Source organism: Streptomyces sp. NPDC050145, from assembly GCF_044460245.1.
In the GTDB taxonomy this organism is placed as follows: domain Bacteria; phylum Actinomycetota; class Actinomycetes; order Streptomycetales; family Streptomycetaceae; genus Streptomyces.
In genome coordinates this window covers 295,957-314,372 of record NZ_JBITJS010000009.1, presented here as the reverse complement: position 1 = coordinate 314,372, position 18,416 = coordinate 295,957, and the positions used below count along the sequence as shown (strand labels likewise).

At 67.3% G+C, this 18,416-nt stretch carries 14 protein-coding genes and 1 pseudogene; 5 read left to right on the top strand and 10 right to left on the bottom strand.

The features are described 5' to 3' along the window. Position 1: 1 nt before the first annotated feature. Both ACIBTU_RS20300 and ACIBTU_RS20295 read right to left on the bottom strand, forming a co-directional pair. Positions 2–445: a hypothetical protein gene (locus ACIBTU_RS20300; protein WP_399127653.1), complete on the bottom strand. Its 444-nt coding sequence runs from the start codon at positions 443–445 to the stop codon at positions 2–4. Positions 446–1,878: 1,433 nt separating this feature from the next. After that, positions 1,879–2,614, bottom strand: a pseudogene (locus ACIBTU_RS20295) (DUF2637 domain-containing protein); the annotation flags it as partial. Between the two features lie 480 nt (positions 2,615–3,094). Here ACIBTU_RS20295 and ACIBTU_RS20290 point away from each other — a divergent pair. Both ACIBTU_RS20290 and ACIBTU_RS20285 read left to right on the top strand, forming a co-directional pair. Next, positions 3,095–3,598: a hypothetical protein gene (locus ACIBTU_RS20290; protein WP_399127652.1), complete on the top strand. Its 504-nt coding sequence runs from the start codon at positions 3,095–3,097 to the stop codon at positions 3,596–3,598. Between the two features lie 913 nt (positions 3,599–4,511). Then, a complete protein-coding gene (locus ACIBTU_RS20285) occupies positions 4,512–5,747 on the top strand; it encodes a choice-of-anchor P family protein (protein ID WP_399127651.1) in 1,236 nt (411 codons plus the stop codon). Between the two features lie 79 nt (positions 5,748–5,826). On the opposite strand, the gene ACIBTU_RS20280 is transcribed toward ACIBTU_RS20285, so the two are convergent. Continuing rightward, a complete protein-coding gene (locus ACIBTU_RS20280; protein ID WP_399127650.1) occupies positions 5,827–6,663 on the bottom strand; it encodes a L,D-transpeptidase in 837 nt (278 codons plus the stop codon). A 321-nt stretch (positions 6,664–6,984) separates the two neighbouring features. Then, positions 6,985–8,088, bottom strand: coding sequence for an aromatic acid exporter family protein (locus ACIBTU_RS20275; RefSeq protein WP_399127649.1), 1,104 nt, complete (start codon positions 8,086–8,088; stop codon positions 6,985–6,987). Positions 8,089–8,175: 87 nt separating this feature from the next. Here ACIBTU_RS20275 and ACIBTU_RS20270 point away from each other — a divergent pair, with 87 nt between their 5' ends. Next, the gene (locus tag ACIBTU_RS20270; RefSeq protein ID WP_399127730.1) at positions 8,176–9,132 is read left to right on the top strand and encodes an aldose 1-epimerase family protein; all 957 of its coding nucleotides are present in this window, start codon (positions 8,176–8,178) and stop codon (positions 9,130–9,132) included. A 28-nt stretch (positions 9,133–9,160) separates the two neighbouring features. Here ACIBTU_RS20270 and zwf read toward each other — a convergent pair whose 3' ends face one another. From zwf to ACIBTU_RS20255, 3 genes are all read right to left on the bottom strand, one after another. Beyond that, entirely contained in the window at positions 9,161–10,615 is a 1,455-nt protein-coding gene (zwf, locus tag ACIBTU_RS20265) for a glucose-6-phosphate dehydrogenase (RefSeq protein WP_399127648.1), read from the bottom strand. A 39-nt stretch (positions 10,616–10,654) separates the two neighbouring features. Continuing rightward, positions 10,655–12,121: a sugar porter family MFS transporter gene (locus ACIBTU_RS20260; protein WP_399127647.1), complete on the bottom strand. Its 1,467-nt coding sequence runs from the start codon at positions 12,119–12,121 to the stop codon at positions 10,655–10,657. Between the two features lie 936 nt (positions 12,122–13,057). Beyond that, positions 13,058–13,207 (bottom strand): pyridoxamine 5'-phosphate oxidase family protein, encoded by a 150-nt coding sequence (locus tag ACIBTU_RS20255; protein ID WP_399127729.1) that lies wholly within the window; start codon positions 13,205–13,207, stop codon positions 13,058–13,060. Positions 13,208–13,961: 754 nt separating this feature from the next. Here ACIBTU_RS20255 and ACIBTU_RS20250 point away from each other — a divergent pair. Then, positions 13,962–14,138, top strand: coding sequence for a hypothetical protein (locus ACIBTU_RS20250; protein ID WP_399127646.1), 177 nt, complete (start codon positions 13,962–13,964; stop codon positions 14,136–14,138). Between the two features lie 290 nt (positions 14,139–14,428). On the opposite strand, the gene ACIBTU_RS20245 is transcribed toward ACIBTU_RS20250, so the two are convergent. Next, positions 14,429–15,028 (bottom strand): chaplin, encoded by a 600-nt coding sequence (locus ACIBTU_RS20245; protein WP_399127645.1) that lies wholly within the window; start codon positions 15,026–15,028, stop codon positions 14,429–14,431. Between the two features lie 388 nt (positions 15,029–15,416). On the opposite strand from ACIBTU_RS20245, the gene ACIBTU_RS20240 reads away from it, so the two are divergent. Continuing rightward, positions 15,417–15,938, top strand: coding sequence for a DUF6069 family protein (locus ACIBTU_RS20240; RefSeq protein ID WP_399127728.1), 522 nt, complete (start codon positions 15,417–15,419; stop codon positions 15,936–15,938). A 336-nt stretch (positions 15,939–16,274) separates the two neighbouring features. Here the strand turns inward: ACIBTU_RS20240 and ACIBTU_RS20235 are convergent, their stop codons facing one another. Then, a complete protein-coding gene (locus ACIBTU_RS20235; protein ID WP_399127644.1) occupies positions 16,275–16,829 on the bottom strand; it encodes a transposase in 555 nt (184 codons plus the stop codon). A 470-nt stretch (positions 16,830–17,299) separates the two neighbouring features. After that, positions 17,300–18,370 (bottom strand): 3-hydroxy-9,10-secoandrosta-1,3,5(10)-triene-9,17-dione monooxygenase oxygenase subunit, encoded by a 1,071-nt coding sequence (gene hsaA, locus ACIBTU_RS20230; protein ID WP_399127727.1) that lies wholly within the window; start codon positions 18,368–18,370, stop codon positions 17,300–17,302. Positions 18,371–18,416 lie beyond the last annotated feature (46 nt).

The window sequence follows — 18,416 nt, the reverse complement described above, 5'->3', positions numbered from 1 at the left end:
CTCATCCCCCGGCAGGAGTGGCGGCGATCTCACGGGCGGCGTAGGACAGCAGTTCCTGCGCCGCCGCCTCATCGGACGCCGGCGGGCGGCGCCTCCACTCCTGGACCGTCTCGCGGACCATCGCGGAAATGGCCCGAACCTGCTGCGCAAGGTCGTCGTCCAGGTCGCAGACCTCGCCGGATTCGTCGCGACCGGTGACCACGATCGTGCCGTGCAGCGGATACAGCGGCATCCCGCGCCAGGCACTCGCCAGTGTCCAGGCTGCGAGGTTCAGCGGGTGCTCGCTGGTAGAGCTGTCGTAGATGTGGAGCAGGGCCCGCCGGTGGTAGACCGCCTGGTTCACCGCTCCCCCGACGATGCTCCGGACAGCGCCGTGGCAATCATCGGCGGGCAACTCGACGGGAGTCACGGTCGTCGTGCAGTCGATGCGGACAGCCTGCGTCATCGTTCTTCGGATCCTCGGAACGAGTTGCGCAGAGGCTGCGCAGTGGTGTGATCACCGTAGGGCGCAATCCCCTGTCGCCCCTCCGAATCAGGACAGAGGAGTGCAGCAACTGCGCAACGCCTTACGGAGTGCTGCGTACTCTGCGCAGCACTCTCCGGTCTCGATCGTGGAAACGTGCTGGTCAGGGCACTGCGCAACTTGTACAGTGCCCTGGAATGCGGCTATCGGGCCAGCAAACGTGGCGGTGCGCAGACTCGACGGGCGGCGGCCCTGGGGGCCGTGCGGGGGCCCGCGACCTCTCGGTCGGCTGCGCAACCTGGCTCAGGACTGCGCTGTGGGCCGGTGGTTGCGCAGTGTCTGGTAGCGGCGCTCGAAGCCGGAGGCAAGTTGCTCCGCCCGCTGGATGTCGTCGAGGGTGGGCTTGCGGTTCGCCGCGGTGACGCCGTCCTGCACGAGGCGCCCCAGGAGCGCGACGGGGTCCGGGGCCTCGCCGAGCCGTTCGCGTTCCTCGGCCCAGCGGCGGTAGATCCTCTGCTCGAGTGCGTAGCGGCGTAGCGTGCTCGGGCTGACCAGCTGGCCGCGGGTGCCGAGAATTCCGTCCTGGGCGAGGCTCTGGGACAGTTCCTCGAACGCTGCCGCTCCCTTCGGCTCTCTGCCGTGCTGGTCCACGTAACGCTGGTAGGCGAGGAAGTACTGGTCCGGGACGGTCAGCGGCTCAGGTTCTGCTGCCTCGGTGTCGTGGTCCGATGCCTCGACGGGGATGTCCACAACGGACCGCTGCTGCTGAGACGGGAGGGGCGTGCTGAACGCCAGCTGCTCCCCCGCCGGTTCCAGGTCCGTCTGCAGGGGCGAATCCGTCGGTGCGCCCTCTTGGGGCCTTTCGACCGGCGCGGGCGCCTCGACCTCTGACGGAAGTAGGTCAGCCTCCGGGGCGTCTAGGCCATGCCGCTCACGCAGGTACTCCGAGAAGGCCACGGCGTCCGGGTTGGAGCCGAACTCAGCGATGTATGCCTGGGCGACTTGTTCGTAGAACCGCGCCCACTCCTCCTGCGACGCTTCCCCAGCCGACGCTGTCTCCACAGCCTGCTCCTCAAGCAAGTCCTGCTCGACGCTCCCCTGCTCGTCCTGGCCACGGGCGACGTAGGCGATCAGAAGCGCGGCAAGCTGCTGCTCAGGCAGAGAGGTTCCGTCGGCGCGGACGATGCCGTGAGCCTCACGCAGATAGTGAGCGAACTGCGTGGGTGTCGGCAGGACGTCGTACTCGGCCACGAACTGCTGGAACTCGTGGAAGTAGGAGACGGGCTCCGGGGTCTTCGAGCCTGGAGTCCAGGCTTCCCCATGACGGGCCTGTTCCACAACGTTCGACGCGGGGTCAGTCGCCGTGCCTGCGGGCTCCAGAACAACCAGATCCGGCACAGTGGCCACCTCAAGCGCTTCGGCTGGGGACGGGGCTGGCGCCGGCAGGAGCTCGCGGGGGACCTCAATGCCTGCAGACGTGAGCCCGGCCGGAGCCGTCTCCGCCAGCGGCACCCCGTACCGCGCGAGCCTCAGCGGCATCAGCGACTCCACCGGAGCCTTGCGCCGCCACGCCCGCCCGAACCGCGACCGCAGCCGCGCCTGATACACCAGCCGCTCCTGCTCCAGCTTGATCACCTGCTCGTACGAACGCAGCTCCCACACCTTCATCCGCCGCCACAACAGGAACGTGGGCACCGGGGACAGCAGCCAGCGCGTGATCCGCACGCCCTCCATGTGCTTGTCCGCCGTGATGTCCGCGATCCGGCCGATCGCATGACGGGCGGCCTCGACGGCGACGACGAACAGCACCGGAATCACCGCGTGCATACCGGTGCCCAGCGGATCCGGCCACGCCGCCGCGCCGTTGAACGCGATTGTCGCCGCCGTCAGCAGCCACGCCGTCTGCCGCAGCAGAGGGAACGGGATACGGATCCACGTCAACAGCAGATCCATCGCGAGCAGCACACAGATACCCGTGTCGATACCGATCGGGAAGACGTACGAGAAGTTCCCGAAGCCCTTCTTGATGGCCAGCTCACGCACGGCCGCGTACGAACCGGCGAAACCGATCCCCGCGATGACCACCGCACCGGCGACGGCCACCCCCACGAGTATCCGGTGCGTCCGTGTCAGCTTCACCGGCCCCGCCACTCCGAAGCCCCCCGTCCTCGTCACCCGCTCAAGTTCGATGCCACAACCACCATTTCACGCGCCCCATCGGTCGCATCAGGATTCGATCCGATCCACGTCAGACTGCTTGCCCGGTTCCCTCCACAGGAACACAGATAGTGGTCGACGGGCGTTGAAACCAGAGCCGTTGAAGGCACTTACCGCGTTGTCACACATGGTTACCTACGCCCGACCAGACCACCTCTTCGGCTGGCCCACCCAGTCCGACGCCGTCACCAGCCACGTCACGATCGACAGCCCGGCTCCTGGCCGACAAGGGCATCCCCTCTTCGCCTCTGCGCACCAACCAGGACAAGGCCGGACCGGACTCCGCGACCCTGCCCACGGTCCCGCCGCGGTGGCGATCCGGGGTCGGGTCCGTTCGCGCGCACTTCCTCCGCGGTATTCAGCCGGTCCTGCCCGTTCAGGCGGCGCCGTTCACTGAGCGGCAGGGGCCACGGCGTGCTCGGCGGGTCGCCGCTGTGCCCGGTGATGAACGCGGAGCAGAACCGGTCCTTCGAAGGAGTCCAAGGCAATTTCCCGCTGCACCGTGAAGAAACGTTTCCTGTTAGCGGCTCGACCTTGCGAAGCTCCATCATGGCCTGTTTGGGACACCCGTTCCTCGCTCAGGACCGCTCCCAAGTGACGCCGGGCCTCCACGAACGGCTGCAACAGATCGACCGCTTCGAGGTCTCGACCGGCATCGAGCTCTGCAGCGTCAGGCGGGGCGATCCCTGTGAGCCTCTGGCCGAAGTCGTCCTGAAGTCGCTCGAGTGTGTCGAGCAGATCTGTCAGAGACAAGTCCTTGGCAGAATCCGCGGCACCCATGCCACAGGTGCAACCTGCCGCGCGCACGCCGGTGTTGAGGGATTGATCATCCATATGCACACCCTCCAAACGACGGCGGGCCGCTTTTTGGAACGGCGCATTCGGGTGATGCGGTGTCCGAGCTCCCGTGAACCCTGAGTCCACGCCCCGGTGCACGTGACAGCATGCCTAGCCGCAACAGCTCTCAATCTGACAGGCCCAGCCTGACTGCCGTTCTGCGCCCGGTGGAGGGCAATAGATTTTCGACGCCCCTGCGGCAAGTGGGCAACGCCGGCAGCTGCTGGGCCGGCTTGAGCGAGGAGCCTGCCGCGGCTCACGAATCTGGGGAGTGGCCGCCGCTGCGGGGCGGCTCCCTCGGGCTCGTGTGCGGCCCGTTGGGAGCATGGACCAACGAGCCACAGACGAGCTCTCCCCTTGATGCCTGAACACGACACGTATTCCTAGGCAATCCCCCCGATGAGAGCAAGCACCCGCGCCCGCCACCCTGCCGAACACGTCAATTCCGCCTGGCGGTCGCTTCATCTTCTTCGGTCCGCTGACCGACCGGCCGGCAACACGGTGATTCCGCCGCCCGGCGGGATTTCTGTCCCAGTCCGGTCGCGCAAGGCGGCGGCAGAGCAGTGGAGCAGTCTTTCAACCGGGCAGCGCCCCGGTTGGTCCGGCCGTCGTTCGCCGCACGAAGGCGTGGGCCTAACTCATCCTTTCTCGGCGGTGAGTTCGGCGAGCCGGCGGGGGTCGTGCCCTCACGACAGCGTTTCGACGTTTGGTCTCCAGAGCCCGATCTCGGAGCGCAGCGTGCAACTGATCTCCATTCAGGGAGCCGCGAGGTACGACGCGTTCACGGATAGACGCCCTTATGAGCGACAGGGATTCGGCAAATGAAGGAATCAACGCCCGAATGACTCACCTGACGCGCCACTCCCTCCACTCCCGGGTACTACTGGTCGGCGTTGGGCGCTGTGCCCGATGTACAGGGATCTGGGATGTGGAAGGGATCACGATGGTCTCAGTCAAGATGGGCAGGACAGGTCGTGCCGCTGTGGGAGTTGCCATGGCCGCGACCGTAGTGGCCGCGGCGGCCGGCACGGCGCACGCGACGTGCGGCCCCAACTCCGCCTTCGGGCTCGCGGCATCGCTGGGTCCGGTCGACACGGGCCAGGTGGCGCTCTCCCGCTACCCTGCGGGCCCGGCCAAGAATGCTGTCGGCGAGGTGTCCCTCGGCCAGTTCGGCAAGGTCATGGGCGTCTCGAGCTCTGCCACGGGGTCCGTGGCCAAGGGGACTCGAGCAACGGCGGCAAAGATCGTGAGTGCGCGCCTCAACCTGCTCACCGCTTCTCTCACCACAGACGCCGTAACCAGCAAGTGCACCGCGAAACCCGGCTCCGGACCGACTGGGTCAGTGAAGATCCTGGAAGCCAGCGTCAAGGCCATGGGGGGCGCTGAGGCCGTCGAGCTTCCCGCCTCTCCTGCGCCGAATACCAAGGTGGCCCTGCCGGGTGTCGGTGAGGTCGTACTCAACGAGCAGATCAAGAACCGCGACGGCTCACTGACTGTGAACGCCATGCGCCTGCAGGTGGCCCCGCTGGACGGCACTGTCGTCATCGCGTCGGCAACCTGCAAGGCAGGCACACCGGGCAAGGCTGACCCCACCACGGGCACCGGCAACAACCCGCCGAGCGACACCGGCCCGGGTGGCGGTGACACTGCTCCGGCCACCGGCTCGGTGACGGGAACCAGCGTCGACTCCGCCGGCAAACCCGTCGCCGGCACGACTCTCCGCCTGGACAATCCCGACGGCGCCGACCCCACCTGCACCACCAACGCCCAGGGGCAGTGCACCTTCCCCAAGTTGAAGGCGAACTCGTACCGGCTCTGCGTCACCGACGCCCCTGACGGCTACACCCTTCCCAAGGCCACATGCAAGGGACCGATCAAGGTCACCGACAAGAACGTCAAGGTCAAGTTCACCCTCCCCAAGGTCACGCCTGCCCCCTCTCCGGCTACGGGCTCCGTCACCGGTGTCTCGGTCGATCGTGATGGCCAGCGGATCGGTGGCGTCGTGTTTCAGCTCAAAACGCCAGTGGGCGCCGACCCGTCCTGCACCACCAGCAGCAGCAAGGGCTCGTGCACGTTCCCGAAGCTGAAGGCCGACACGTACCGTCTGTGCGTGATCGACGTGGCGGACGGCTACAGCCTGCCCAAGACACCGTGTAGGTCCGTCACGGTCAAGGACAAGAACGTGAACGCGACGTTCACCATTCCTGCGGAGCTCGGCAAGAAGGGCTGATCCACAGCAGACGGTACGTCACACGACATGGAGGTGGGCCCGTCAGATCCGGACGGGCCCACCTTCGCTGCTCCGCGCTCTAGCCGAGCCCAGCCTCCAGTTCATTTGGCAGCGGGTCGGACGCGACCGACGGGTCCTCGGCGATGCCGTCCGCCCCGAAGCCCTGCGCGATCAGAACGTCGTCCGGCAGGACGCCGTTACTCGGCATGGCCCGGTCGCCGGTGCCGGGCTTCGTGCCCCACACATAGACCCGGTCACCGATGTCGAGGAGCTCGAACAGTCGCTTGGCGTCGGACTCATACATGTTCACGCAGCCATGCGACCCCGATTTGAAGAGGTCGTTCTTCGTGCCGTGGAACGCCTGCCCCCCGTCGAAGAACTGCGAGTACGGCATCGGGGCGTTGTTGTAGAGCGTCGAGAAGTGGCGCTCGTGCTTGAGGTAGATCTTGTGCCAGCCGGTGCGGGTCTCGTATCCGTCCTTGCCACTGCGGATGGGGACCGGCGCGAAGATCACCCTCTTGCTCTTCTGCACCCACAGGATCTGCCGGTTCAGGTCGACGCATGTCACGCGGTAGGAGCGGACGGGGCACTTGCCCTGGGCGTTGGGGTTCTTCCTGACCTCGTGGACCAGCAGCGTGCGGTACGTCTTGAGGTCAGCGCGGCCGTCGGCCGGCTTGATGCCGAGCGTGCGCTGGAGGTCACGGATCGCGATGCAGTCCTCGGTGGACTGGACTCCGTCCTCCGCCAGTTTCAGCTTCTTCTCCAACTGCCACTGATAGGGCCCGGAGGGAGCGGTACAAGCTTGGTCGCGCGCCGCCGTGCCGGACGATGCCGCGGCGGGCGAGCTCATCAGCGGGCTGGCCAGCACTGCGGTGCCGGCCAGCAGGACTATGGCGGAGGTTATAGGCGACTTCATGGCACACACCGTTTCCTTCTCCCGGCAAGCGGGGCTAGACGGACGCCGATCCGGCATCGGGTCAGACGTCAGTCTTCAGTCCTACTCGCCCATGGCCCGGCCCACCTTGCCGACTGCTCTGCATGGCCCAGTCGGACATCGCGCATCGGCGCAAACACTTCCTCGTTCGTCCTGTCCAGAGCTGGGCGGCCCAGCTGTCGATCCAGCTACCACTTGCGACTGCTACGTCTTCCTCACAGGCTCGGCCCTCGTGCCATTGAGATCGGCGAACGTTTCGCCCACCCTGAAGGTCCGCGCACGAGGGAATCCCTCGCCAGTCCGTCAGGACTCGCGCCGCGGCCGTCGCTTCAGGGTCGGCCAGTCGAGCCTGGGCGGGTTGGCCAAGGGGATCTCGGTCGCTCCGTCGTTCACGGCGCGGTGGGCCGCTCCGGCATCCGCGCCGGCGAACACGAGAATGTCCTCGCCGACCAGCTGGGCGCTCGCCCATACCGCGTCGGGGAGATGGTCCCTGCGGTCCTGGACCACGTGGAGCACCCACTGCGTCGCGTGCAGGCGGGCAACGGGACTGCCAGGAGCGGCGACCAGGGCGCCCAGCGCCCCTGAGAGACCACGAACGGTGGGCGCCACGGCATGGCGGCCTTCCTCGCCGAGGGCCACAGTGACACGGATCAGAGTGAGACAACTATTGCCCAACAGATCCAAGTGGCCTGCGGCAACCGTCTCCTGCCGTACGGGATCCTGTCGCCAGGACCAGTGCGGAGTGCGGCGGGCCGCCGCGAGGGCGTCGTCGCGGGTGTGGCCCAGGTCGTGGAGCGAGGTGTACACCGGGCGCAGCGCGTCCCACAGCTGGGCCTTCCACCGGCCCTCGTCGTCGTCGCGGGCCCTGCGCAGGGATGTCGCGGTCAGTTCGAGGGAGCGGCTCAGGGCCTGCAGTGTGTCGGCCTCGGCGCGGCGCAGCAGGGCGAGGGGGTGGGCTGGGAAGAGGACCTGGCTGAAGACGAGAGCGACGCCGGCGCCGAAGAGTGCGTCCTCCACTCGGTCGATTCCGGCCTGTTCTCCGGAGGCGACGGAGATGACAGCGCCGATGGCGGCCTGGGCCATGGTGATGCGTTCGCCGTCGAGGGCGAGCGCCACGACGAGCGCGCACAGCACGGCGACGCCGACGGAGAAGATGCTGTTGCCGAGGAAGCGGAAGGCAAGCCCGCCGACGATGACGCCGGCGATGACCCCGGACACGACCCGTACCGCGTTGGTCCCCCGGCCGCCGACCGGAGTGTTGAGGGCGACGAGTGTGGCCATCGGGGCGAACAGCGGCGTGTGGTGGTCGAAGATCTGCCGTGCCAGCCACCACGACAGCGCGGCGGCCACGGACTGCTGGAGCACTGGCCATAGATTGCCCCAGACCCGCTGCCACACCTTGCGCATGGGGACAGTCTCATGGCGTGGTGAACAGTGCGCAGCGGCATCGCGTCCACCTGCCGCAATGCGTTCATCCAGTCGGTGCTCAAGGTCATGGCGCGGTCGCACTGCCCATCTTCGAGGGGATATGAAGGCGCGATGACCCACGACATGACTGGTGAACAGTTCACCATCGAATCCGGCGGTTACCATGCCGTGATCACAGAGTGTGGTGCCGGCCTGCGCGAGCTGGCGTACGCGGGACAGCCACTGGTGCTGTCATACGACGCGGACGAGAGCGCCCCGGCCGCGTTCAACCAGCTCCTGGTTCCCTGGCCCAATCGTGTCGACCACGGCCGCTACACCTTCGACGGCTCCTCCTATCAACTGGACATCTCCGAGCCGGACCTCGACTGCGCTCTGCACGGTCTGACTCGCTGGATGTCCTGGACCCCGCTTTCCCAGCGCAGCGATCGGGTGTCCCTGGGCTGCAGCCTCCTGGGTTCGACCGGCTACCCGTTCCGGCTCGCCCTGGAGGTCACGTACGTGCTTGAAGCGTCCTCCGGACTGACCGTCCAGGTGACGGCAGTCAACGCGGGCCGCCGCACGGCTCCGTACGCGCACGGGGCACATCCGTACCTCACTGTCGGTGAGCCTATCGACGACTGCACAGTGCGGCTGCCAGGCCGCCTGGTGCTGCCGGTCGACGAGCGCATGGTCCCTCTCGGCCCGACACAGCCGGTGCAGGACACACCGTACGACCTGCGCGAGGGCCGCAAGCTGGGCGACCAGCGGCTCGACATCGCGTTCACGGACCTCGAACGTGACAGTAATGGCCGGGCCTGGGTCCACCTCACAGGTGCCACACGCACAACGTCGTTCTGGCTGGACGAGGCGCAGCCGTGGCTGGAGGTCTACACGGCCGACCGGGTTCCGGAGGCGGACCGGCGGCGCGGGCTCGGGGTGGAACCGATGACCAGCCCGCCGAACGCGTTCAGCAGCGGGACCGATCTCGTCCGCCTGGAGCCCGGCGCCTCATACACCGGGGCCTGGGGGATCATGGCGGGCTGAGATGCCACGCCCCCCAGGGCCGTAGCGGCTACTTGTCGTCGAAGAGGCGGGGGCCCGGCTGGTGCCAGCCCTGAGTTCCGGGTAGCTGCTCGGCCGCCTGGGGGCCCCAGCTGCCGCGTTCGTAGACGATCGGCGCCTGGGATGGTTTGAGGACGGGGGCCACGATGCGCCAGCACTCGAGGATGGTCGGGTAGAAGGCGAAGCACTCGGGGTCGCCGACCACAGCTCCGTGGAGAATGTTCTCGTACGGGAGCGGCACGCGTCCGACAATGTTCGAGTAGTCGACGCCGACGGGCACGGTGACGGGTGGGCTTCCGGCGTCGTCGCTGCCTCGTACGAGCAGGTCGGCGCGGATGCCGATGTCTCCATCGATGCGGAAGCGGACGACGTTCGGCGGGTCGCAGGCCTCCTGTGGTTCCCCATCAGTGTCTGCTGTATCGCTGCGGAACAGCTCCAGAGGGGGCTTGCGTAGTTCGACGATGACCTCTGTGGCTGACACTGCGAGTGCCTTTCCGCTGCGCAGATAGAAGGGGACGCCGGACCAGCGCCAGTTGTCGATGTAGAGGCGGGTGGCGAAGTAGGTCTCGGTGGTGGAGTCAGGCTTGACACCGTCGACGTCGAGGTAGCCCTTGTACTGGCCTCGGACGGTGTCGGCCGGGTCCATGGCGCGGACGGCGTGGAGCACGCGCCACTTCTCCAGTCCTTGGGCCAGCGCGCTGTTGCTGCTCGGCGGGTCCATGGCCAGGTACGCGAGAACCTGTAGCAGGTGGTTCTGGATGACGTCGCGCAGGCAGCCGACGGCGTCGTAGAAGGAGCCACGGTCGGCGACGTCGAAGTCCTCGGCGAGGGTGATCTGCACGTTGTCGACGTAGTCGCGGTGCCACAGAGGGGCCAACAGGGTGTTGGCGAACCGGGACACCATCAGGCTCTCCACTGCCTCGTTTCCGAGGAAGTGGTCGACGCGCAGCAGGTGGTTCGCGTCGAAGTAGGCGCCGAGGTCGTCCTCGAGGGTGCGGGCGGAGTCGAGGTCGTGGCCAAAAGGCTTCTCCACGACGAGCCGAGAGTTGCGGTTGAGTCCCGCCTTGGCCAGGGCGGCGGCCACGGTCGTGAACAACGAAGGCGGGATGGCCAGGTAGTGCGTGACGAATCCGAACTTGCCCACAGCATCGTGGAGTCGGGCGAACAAGTCGTCGTCGGTGAAGTCTCCTGTGACGATGCTCAGCCCAGCAGCGAAGCGTGCGAAGACCGCCTCGTCGATGTCGACCCCTGCACCGATCACGGCGTCTCGTGCGTGCTTGCGCAGCGCGTCGTCGTCCCAGTCGGTCGCGGCCACGCCGATGACCGGAACGCCGAGCTTGCCTGCCTCGGTCAGTCGGTAGAGGGCGGGCAGCAGCATCTTCTTGGCGAGGTCGCCGGAGATGCCGAACAGTACGAGCGCGTCGGACTGTTCGAGGTCATGCGGGGTGATGGGGATGTCGCTCACAGCGAGCGTCCTTTCTCAGGTACTCGGCTCTCGGGGCTGTTACCGGGTCTTGGCGTGCTCGGTGTCGGCGGTCTCGGTTGCGGTGGGGTGCCCGAAGCGGGACTGCAGGGCGGCCTCGATCTGTTGGGCGTCGCGACCGCGGGTCTCGGGCACGTAGCGGCTGACGAAGACGAACGCCAGGACACAGATTGCGGCGAAGATCCAGAATGTCTCGCCCTGGCCGAGGGCGCTGGCCAGCGGCAGGAAGGCGAGGCTGACGATGAAGTTGGAGATCCAGTTGACGGCTGTCGAGGCGCTGGATCCCTCGGCTCGGACGGACGGCGGGAAGATCTCACCGATGAGCGTCCAGAACACTGGGCCGAGACCGCCCGCGAACGCGGCGATGTAGATCACCATGAACAGCAGGGTCAGCACCGAGTTCATGCCGACCACAAAGGCCAGGCCGAGCAGGAAGACTGAGACCGCCATCAGGCCCAGCGAGACAAGGACCATGGGGCGCCGGCCCACCCGGTCGACCAGCTTGATGGCCACCAGAGTCATGGCCAGGTTGATGACACCGATCGCGACCGAGTAGAAGATCGAGTTGGAGGCGCTCAGACCGGTCTGCTGAATGATCGTCGGGGCATAGTAGATGATCGTGTTGATACCGCCGAACTGCTGCACCGCGGCCAGAGTCAGGCCGACAATCAGGGCGGGCCGCACGTCAGGGGCCGTCAGCTTCCTGCGCCCGCTCCCCTTGTTCGCTGCCGTCGCCTGTTGCTTGGCGCGCTCGTCCGCGATGCGCTGCTCGGCGCGCTGGATCAGCTGGTCGGCGGTGGCGTCGTCGGTGACCGACGCGATCTCTTCGTGTGCCTTTTCCTTGCGTCCATGCGTGAGCAGCCACTGCGGTGACTCGGGGAGCAGCCAGAGGGAGGAGATCACGAGCAGCGCGGCCGGAATGGCTCCGATCGCGAACATGGCGCGCCAGCTGCCACTGCTCGAGAAGACAAGGTTGACGAGATAGGCGACCAGAATGCCGATGGTGATCAACAGCTGGTTCAGGGTGAGCAGCTGGCCGCGGATCGATGTCGGCGAGATCTCCGACAGGTACACCGGGACGAGGGCCGAGGCGGCGCCGACGGCGAGGCCAAGGACGATCCGGCCCGCCAGCAGCACGGGGTAGCCGTTCGCGGCCGTCACAATGACCGTGCCGATGATGAACACGACGCCGATCAAGCCGAGGCTCGGGCGCCGCCCGAGCCTGTCCGCCATCTTGCCTGAAGTCGTGGCACCGATGGTGGCGCCGATGAGCAGGACACTCACCACGCTTCCCTGCTCGAAGGAGTTGAGGTCGAAGTCCTTCCGGACGTAGAGCAGAGCACCGGAAACCACACCAGTGTCGAAACCGAACAGGAACCCGCCCACTGCGATGGCAACCGCCCACAGCTTGATCTTCCGCAAGCCTGCGGGGGGCACCTCAGTAAGGGGCCCGTGGGTCCCCGGTTCCCTGGAAAAGCCCTGAACCATGTCGTGTCCTTCCCTGGTGACCCCCGGAGACATCCTCACTGACCTGCGAGGACTCCGACACCGACCAGGGCTGTTCGGGTGAAACTCCGGACACCTGCTCGCACTGCCGCCACGTGGTGGATCTCCACCAACTCCAACTCACTTGCGAAGGAGCTGACGTACACCACAGCTGCTCGAGCGATGCCGACCCGCTGGCGATGGACCGCAGGGAGGCGCCACCCGATGAGGTGGGAGATCGAGGCGATGGGGATGTCGGCCGGGGGCTGGAAGCGTGCCGGCGTATCGCCCGCGCCCCCTGCAGAGCCCTCGGCCCGGACCTGCACCAATGCGGGCTCCTCGACCATGTTCGCCGGCGTATTTGTGGCCGATCTCGACACCGACCGACAATCCTCAACTAACAAGGCACCATTTACCTGGACAATGGGCGCGGCTGGAGACATCCATACCCTGCCATTCGGGGCAGCGGCCCGTACTGAGCCCGCTGGCTCTCGATGCGCCGGGTGTGAGCTCCACGAAGGCACCATGGGGAAGGGCCCCGCACCTGCGCTCGTGCGGGGCCCTGGCTCCGTCCCTGCCAGCGTCACCCACGAATGACCATAGGTGTCACTGTGCGAGGGCGCGCACCAGGTGATCCGACAGGGTGAGACGTTCACTGACTCGAACGGGCCGGGATCACACGCAGTCGGGCATCCCGAGGACATCTACGCCGGGCCGGTCGAGCCGCTGCGTCGAGGCCAGACACGCTGACCGCTCACGCGGTGTGGCGCGAGTGTCACGAAGATCTCCCTGGCATCCGATGCCGTCGGTGCGGTGAGCCCTCGCCCGGCACCTCGGCAGCCTTCCGGGGCCGACACCGCGAGGACGGTACCGACGGCAAGTACGCTCCAGTCCCGCCCGAACGCCTCATCGAGGCGGTCGGCCTGGAAGGCGATCACCTCACCGGTTCTCTGCCGCCTGCGCGCGGCGGGAGCCAGCCGTGGTCATGAAGACGATCCCTCCGTCGGTGACCGGGTGGCTCATCGGGTGGATGACGGGCCCGCTCGGCCGCTCCAAAGCGATGCGGCCGACGCCGTGGGCGCCGTGCAGCTCTCAGCACTCACGCTCGTCGTCAGTCGCGCGCCGTGTCCGTCGGCGGCTTCGCCGGGTGTGAAATCCGTCGAGCAGCCCGTCAGCTCCACGACCGTCGTGGCGAGCACGTCCGCCGGATAGACCATGAAGTCGAGCCGGGAACGACGGGATGCGGCACGGCGGCCAAGGTCGCTCGTGGTATGCAGGAAGGTGAGTGCGGCCAGAGAGAGCCATCACGGGCTCCTTGCCTGCCGGGCTCCCGATACTGCCCTCACTCCATGATGCCGCCGCCCAGAGGAAGCAGTGGGCAGCCGTCGCCCCCTCGCGGGTGCAGGTGCCCCAGGCGAAGGACCTCAACACCTCTGTGACGCTACACAACCCGCGCGACGCACTGGTGGCGCGGATCCGGCCCGGCCGGCCCGTGGCCTCCGGCTGTCCAGCTGACGGAGCCAACCGGACCGGACACCAGGGACGCGGTCCACAGGCCGCCGGCGAAGGCAGCCAGCGTGCTCCGACGGATTCGGGCGGGGCGCTGGACTTCCCTCGTCATCGCATGCGTCCCAGCGATGCATGCGCCGGCCGCCGTGTGCCGATGGAGCACACCTCATCCAAGAACGAAGCCCTTGCGGTAGCCCTCGCCGCGTGGAACAGCATGAGGGCGTTGGCTTGGTGAGCCACTCGTGGACAGCCACCCGCTCGCGTCTCCCGGGATGCGTGGGGACAACCTGTCCTGAAAAGTCATGCCGAGTGCCCCTACTCGAAGGAGAGCAACATGCTTCGGCGCATCTCGATCGTTCTGGCCGGTCTGTTCGCTGTCGGATTCCTGGCCTCTTCTCCCGCCTCCGCACAGGCCGCGGACGTCCACGGCTGCTGGTTCGACGGCGGCCATGTCGCGGCGGGCAGTGTGCACGTTTCGCACTTCGACGCCGCCTGCTGGCACGTGGGCTGACCGCTCGGCACTCAGACGAGCACGAAGCGCTCTGCCGACGCCAGGTCGGTCGGCAGAGCGCTTCGGTCTGTCAGCGTGGCGGAGCGGGCAAGGGGAACCAACTGGCCATCGCCTCCCAGCAGCTGCCGATCCCCTGCTGATGCCGTCTGCGGGCGAACTGCGATGGAGCTGTTGGTGGCCAGTCCATCACTGGACCACCCCACAGTGGCACCTTCGCGGACCCTTCGGTCGAGCTGTCCGTCCGAAGCCGGTGCTGTCCGCTTCTCCCGCTCTTATGCCGCTCTGACAGGTCAGCCCCCGTAGCCGTCCACGAGGTCACCTGCGCCGTAGCCGTCCACGATGTCGCCGAGGCCGGAGGGAATATCACCCATGCCAGTCCCGGAGTCACCCGAACCGGTGCCCGGCTCACCCAAACCGTCGCCCGAACCGGTGCCCGGCTCACCCGAACCGTCGCCCGAACCGGTGTCGCCGCCGCCCGCAGCGTCGCCGCTACCGTTCAGGCAGTTGTTGCCGAACGACGGGTTCAGGGCACCGATCAGGTTCCCGGTGTTCCCGCAGAAGTTCACCGGGACGTGAATCGGGGCCTGCGCCACGTTGCCGGAGCCCACACCAGGCGAACCGATCGCAGCCGCGTCCGCGTGCGCGCCTTGGTCGGTGTTCACACACGTGTTGCCGAAGGCCGGGTTCAGTGCCCCGATGACGTTCACCGTATTGCCGCAGAAGTTCACCGGGACGTGAATCGGGGCCTGCGCCACGTTGCCGGAGCCCACACCAGGCGAACCGATCGCAGCCGCGTCCGCGCCCGCGTCCGCGACAGCGAATCCGGCTCCGCCCAACACGACCGCGCCCGTGCCTGCGACGACCGCTGCGGCCTTCGAGATGCGAGACATCAACACTCCTTGTCCAGATCGGCCGTCCGAGGCGCGGCCGCGTTGCCCCCTCAACTCCTCCCGCCTGGCAGGGTCACGGCCATTAGGCTGAATGGGCCCCCGCGCCACACGGAAGAACCGTCCCTCCGTTCCCCCGCCCCCTCTCCTCTCCCCTCCTCGACATGCGCGCCCCAGGGACGCAGAACATACTCAGCACTGATCACGCGCTGTACTGGCAGGTGCCTGATCTTCTGCGTCCTCAGATTCCGTCCCCGCCGCAGTCTTGGGACGGGCGTAGCCGACAAGCCGATCCGGATCGCGGACCTGTACATGTCCGGCGCACTCATCGACGAGGAACTCCGCCAAGCCAAGAAACGAACCTCTCGCGCAAGGGACGGCCGTGGACCCCATGAACAGTCCATACGAACGGCGAGACTACGAGCCGCGTGACACCGCGTACGGCAGCAGAACATCTATCCCCCCGCAGTCGCTTGCGCCCGCTCCCCCACCTCGCCTCAACGCGAGCCGGTTGTGGGCGGGCGGAATCACGACCGCCATCGTGGCCGCGCTCACGGCAGTGGTCGCCCTGCTGTTGATCCGCGGTGTCCTGGGCATCGCAGTGTTCGCCCCCGAGAGCGACGGCGCCATGGGCAACGCGACAACCGGAGCACTGGCGGGAGGGGCCGCGCTCGCAGCGCTGGTCGCGACGGCCCTGCTCCACCTGCTCATCGCGGCAACGCCATGGCCGGGCCGGTTCTTCGCGTGGATCATCGCGCTGGTCACGGCCGTCATGGTCTTGCTCCCCTTCACGAGTGACCTGCCACAGGCAGCCGCATGCGGCACAGCGGCCGTCTACCTGGCCATCGGCGTCGCCATCGGGTCCCTGTTGTCCTCGGTCGCCCGCGCCGCCGTTCGCACCGGCAGACGCTGAGTGCACACCCCGATCACCCTTTGCCTCGGATGAGGCTCTCACTCATTCGCCGGACACAATGATGGGGAATAGCCGACACGCCCCGCTCCATCCGTGTACGACGACCCCCTGAGGCACCGCGGCGCCCTGCAGGCAGTGGCACTGCACGAGAAGACGTTCTCGGCCACGTTGTGGAGGGCGATGGCGTGCTCCAGCGACCCGTGCCCCGGCTCCAGATACCGGCTGGGCCAGTCCTTGTACGTGAGCCCGGCTCGCGGGCCATGCCGCGTGCCCGGCCCACCAGCATCGAGCGTAGGTCACCCTAGACGGCGTACTCCGCCTCGTACGGCGCGGCTGCTACGCGCTCGAGCTCGGGTCGCATGACAGTTTCTCGCGGTCGTGCGCGTTGAACGAGCGGCGGTCAGGGCAATCGAACCGCAGCGCGGACCCCCGACGCCGGCCCGTTGGCTCGCCACGGTACCCGACGACGCGACGCGGTACCGGCTGCCCGAGCCGGACCTGCCGCGGGCGCTTCTCCTCCGGGGGACCCTGGGCCTGGCCACAGCTCTGCGCGAGTTCGGGGTACGGGTGGAGGACGCACTGGCGGGCGCGCACGATCGTGGAGTCCACCGAGACCGTCCAGTTGAGGTCCTCATCGGCATCGGTCTGGGCCATCAGCACGGTGAAGACCCGTTCCCATGTGCCGTCGATCGCCCACATCCGCAGCCGGTTGTAGACGCCGCACCAGTTTCCGTACCGCTCCGGAAGGTGAATCCACTGAGTGCCGGTCTGGAACTTGAAGGCGATCGCATCGATCACCTCACGGTGGTCGCGCCACCGGCCACCCCGCTTCGGCGTCCGGTCCGGGAATAACGGCTCGATCCGCGCCCACTGCGCATCAATCAACGACACACCCGGACCAACGACCGACTGATCTAAACGAAACCGCCTGGCGCGGACCACATCACCGACTCGCCGTTGAGCAGCGTGTTGGTGTGTCGGACGTGATGATGTGACCCGCACCTGCTCTGCTGCCGTCCGAACTCTCCGCAAGTGCCGCGTCAGCAGTGCCGAGGCCACGGTCAGCCCAGGAACACCATCACGACGGGGCCGACCATACGGGTCTAACGACTCGGTCCGCGATTAAGGTCTGGGCGTGCGGCCGGCGAGCCGAACGCCTGAGCCGGTGTAGCGCGGAGCGGGTACCGCTGCCGCAATTCGGCGTTAACGTGCTCGACGCAGATCCGCTGCGAGGACTGCCGTCCACGCATCTCCCGCCAGGCGTAGTGCTCGCCAAGTGGCGCGTGCCCTTTGGCTTCTTTCGATGTGGGGCCCTGCGGGGGCCCGTTCCCGTGTGCCACCCGCCACCAAGCGTAAGCGATTCAGAGCATCGGGTCATCGACGCGGAGGCCGAGGCCGGTCTGACCGAACATGACCAGGGCCCGCTCGGGGTCGTTGGCGGCATGCGCACGGCCGGTATGCAGGTCGCGCCACGCCCGCTGGACCGGGTGAGGGCCGGTACGCATGGCGTCGCCTCCCGAGTTCTCCATGAGCAGATCCACCGCAACGGAGCAACGCTCGGTGGCAAGGACCTGGTCACGACGGGTACGGGCGCGGAGCGCCATCGGCGGCTCTTCGCCTCTCTGGGCCAAAGCGTACAGGTCGGTGATGTTGCGTCGGAGCAACAGCCAGCTCGCGTCGATGTCACTGCCGGCGCGGCCGATGCGCATGTGCGCGAAAGGGTCTTCCTCAACCTTCTGGCCGTGCGAACAGGTGAAGCGTTCACGGACGGAGGTCAGGTAGGCGTCATAGGCCGCCTGAGCGATACCGGCGATGGATGTGGAAATGGACGTGGTGAAGATGGCGGCATAGGGAAGTCGGTACAAGGGCTCGGGGTTGACCACGTGTCCAGGAACGTCCAGGGCGGTGACCGGTCCGAAGCTGAGGGCGCGGTGCTCGGGCACGAATACGTTGTCCACGACAATGTCGTTGGATCCGGTGCCGCGCAGTCCGATGGTGTCCCACACGTCTTCGATGGCGTACTCGGAACACGGAATCAGGAAGGTGCGCATGTCCACGGGCACGCCTTCTGCGTTGGTCACCAGACCACCGAGTAGTGCCCACTGGCAATGGTCGCACCCGGAGGAGAAGCGCCAGCGCCCTGAGATTCGAAAGCCGCCTTTGACGACGGTGACCTCGCCGGTCGGGGCGTAGGAGGAGCAGATGCGGGTAGCTGCCTTCTCGCCGTTGTCGCCCCAGACCTCAGCCTGCGCTTTCGGGGCGTACAGGGCGAGGTGCCAGGCGTGGACGCCGAGAACGGAGGCGGTCCAGCCGGTGGATCCGCATGCCTGAGCGATCTCCCGGACGGCATCGAAGAAGAGGGCGGGGGGGGGGGGGGGGGGGGGCGGCGCCCGCCCCCCCCCCCCCCGGGGGGGGGGGGGCCCCCCCAACACCAAAAAAAAAAAAAGAACGAAGAAAAAGACACGGAACACCCCGAGA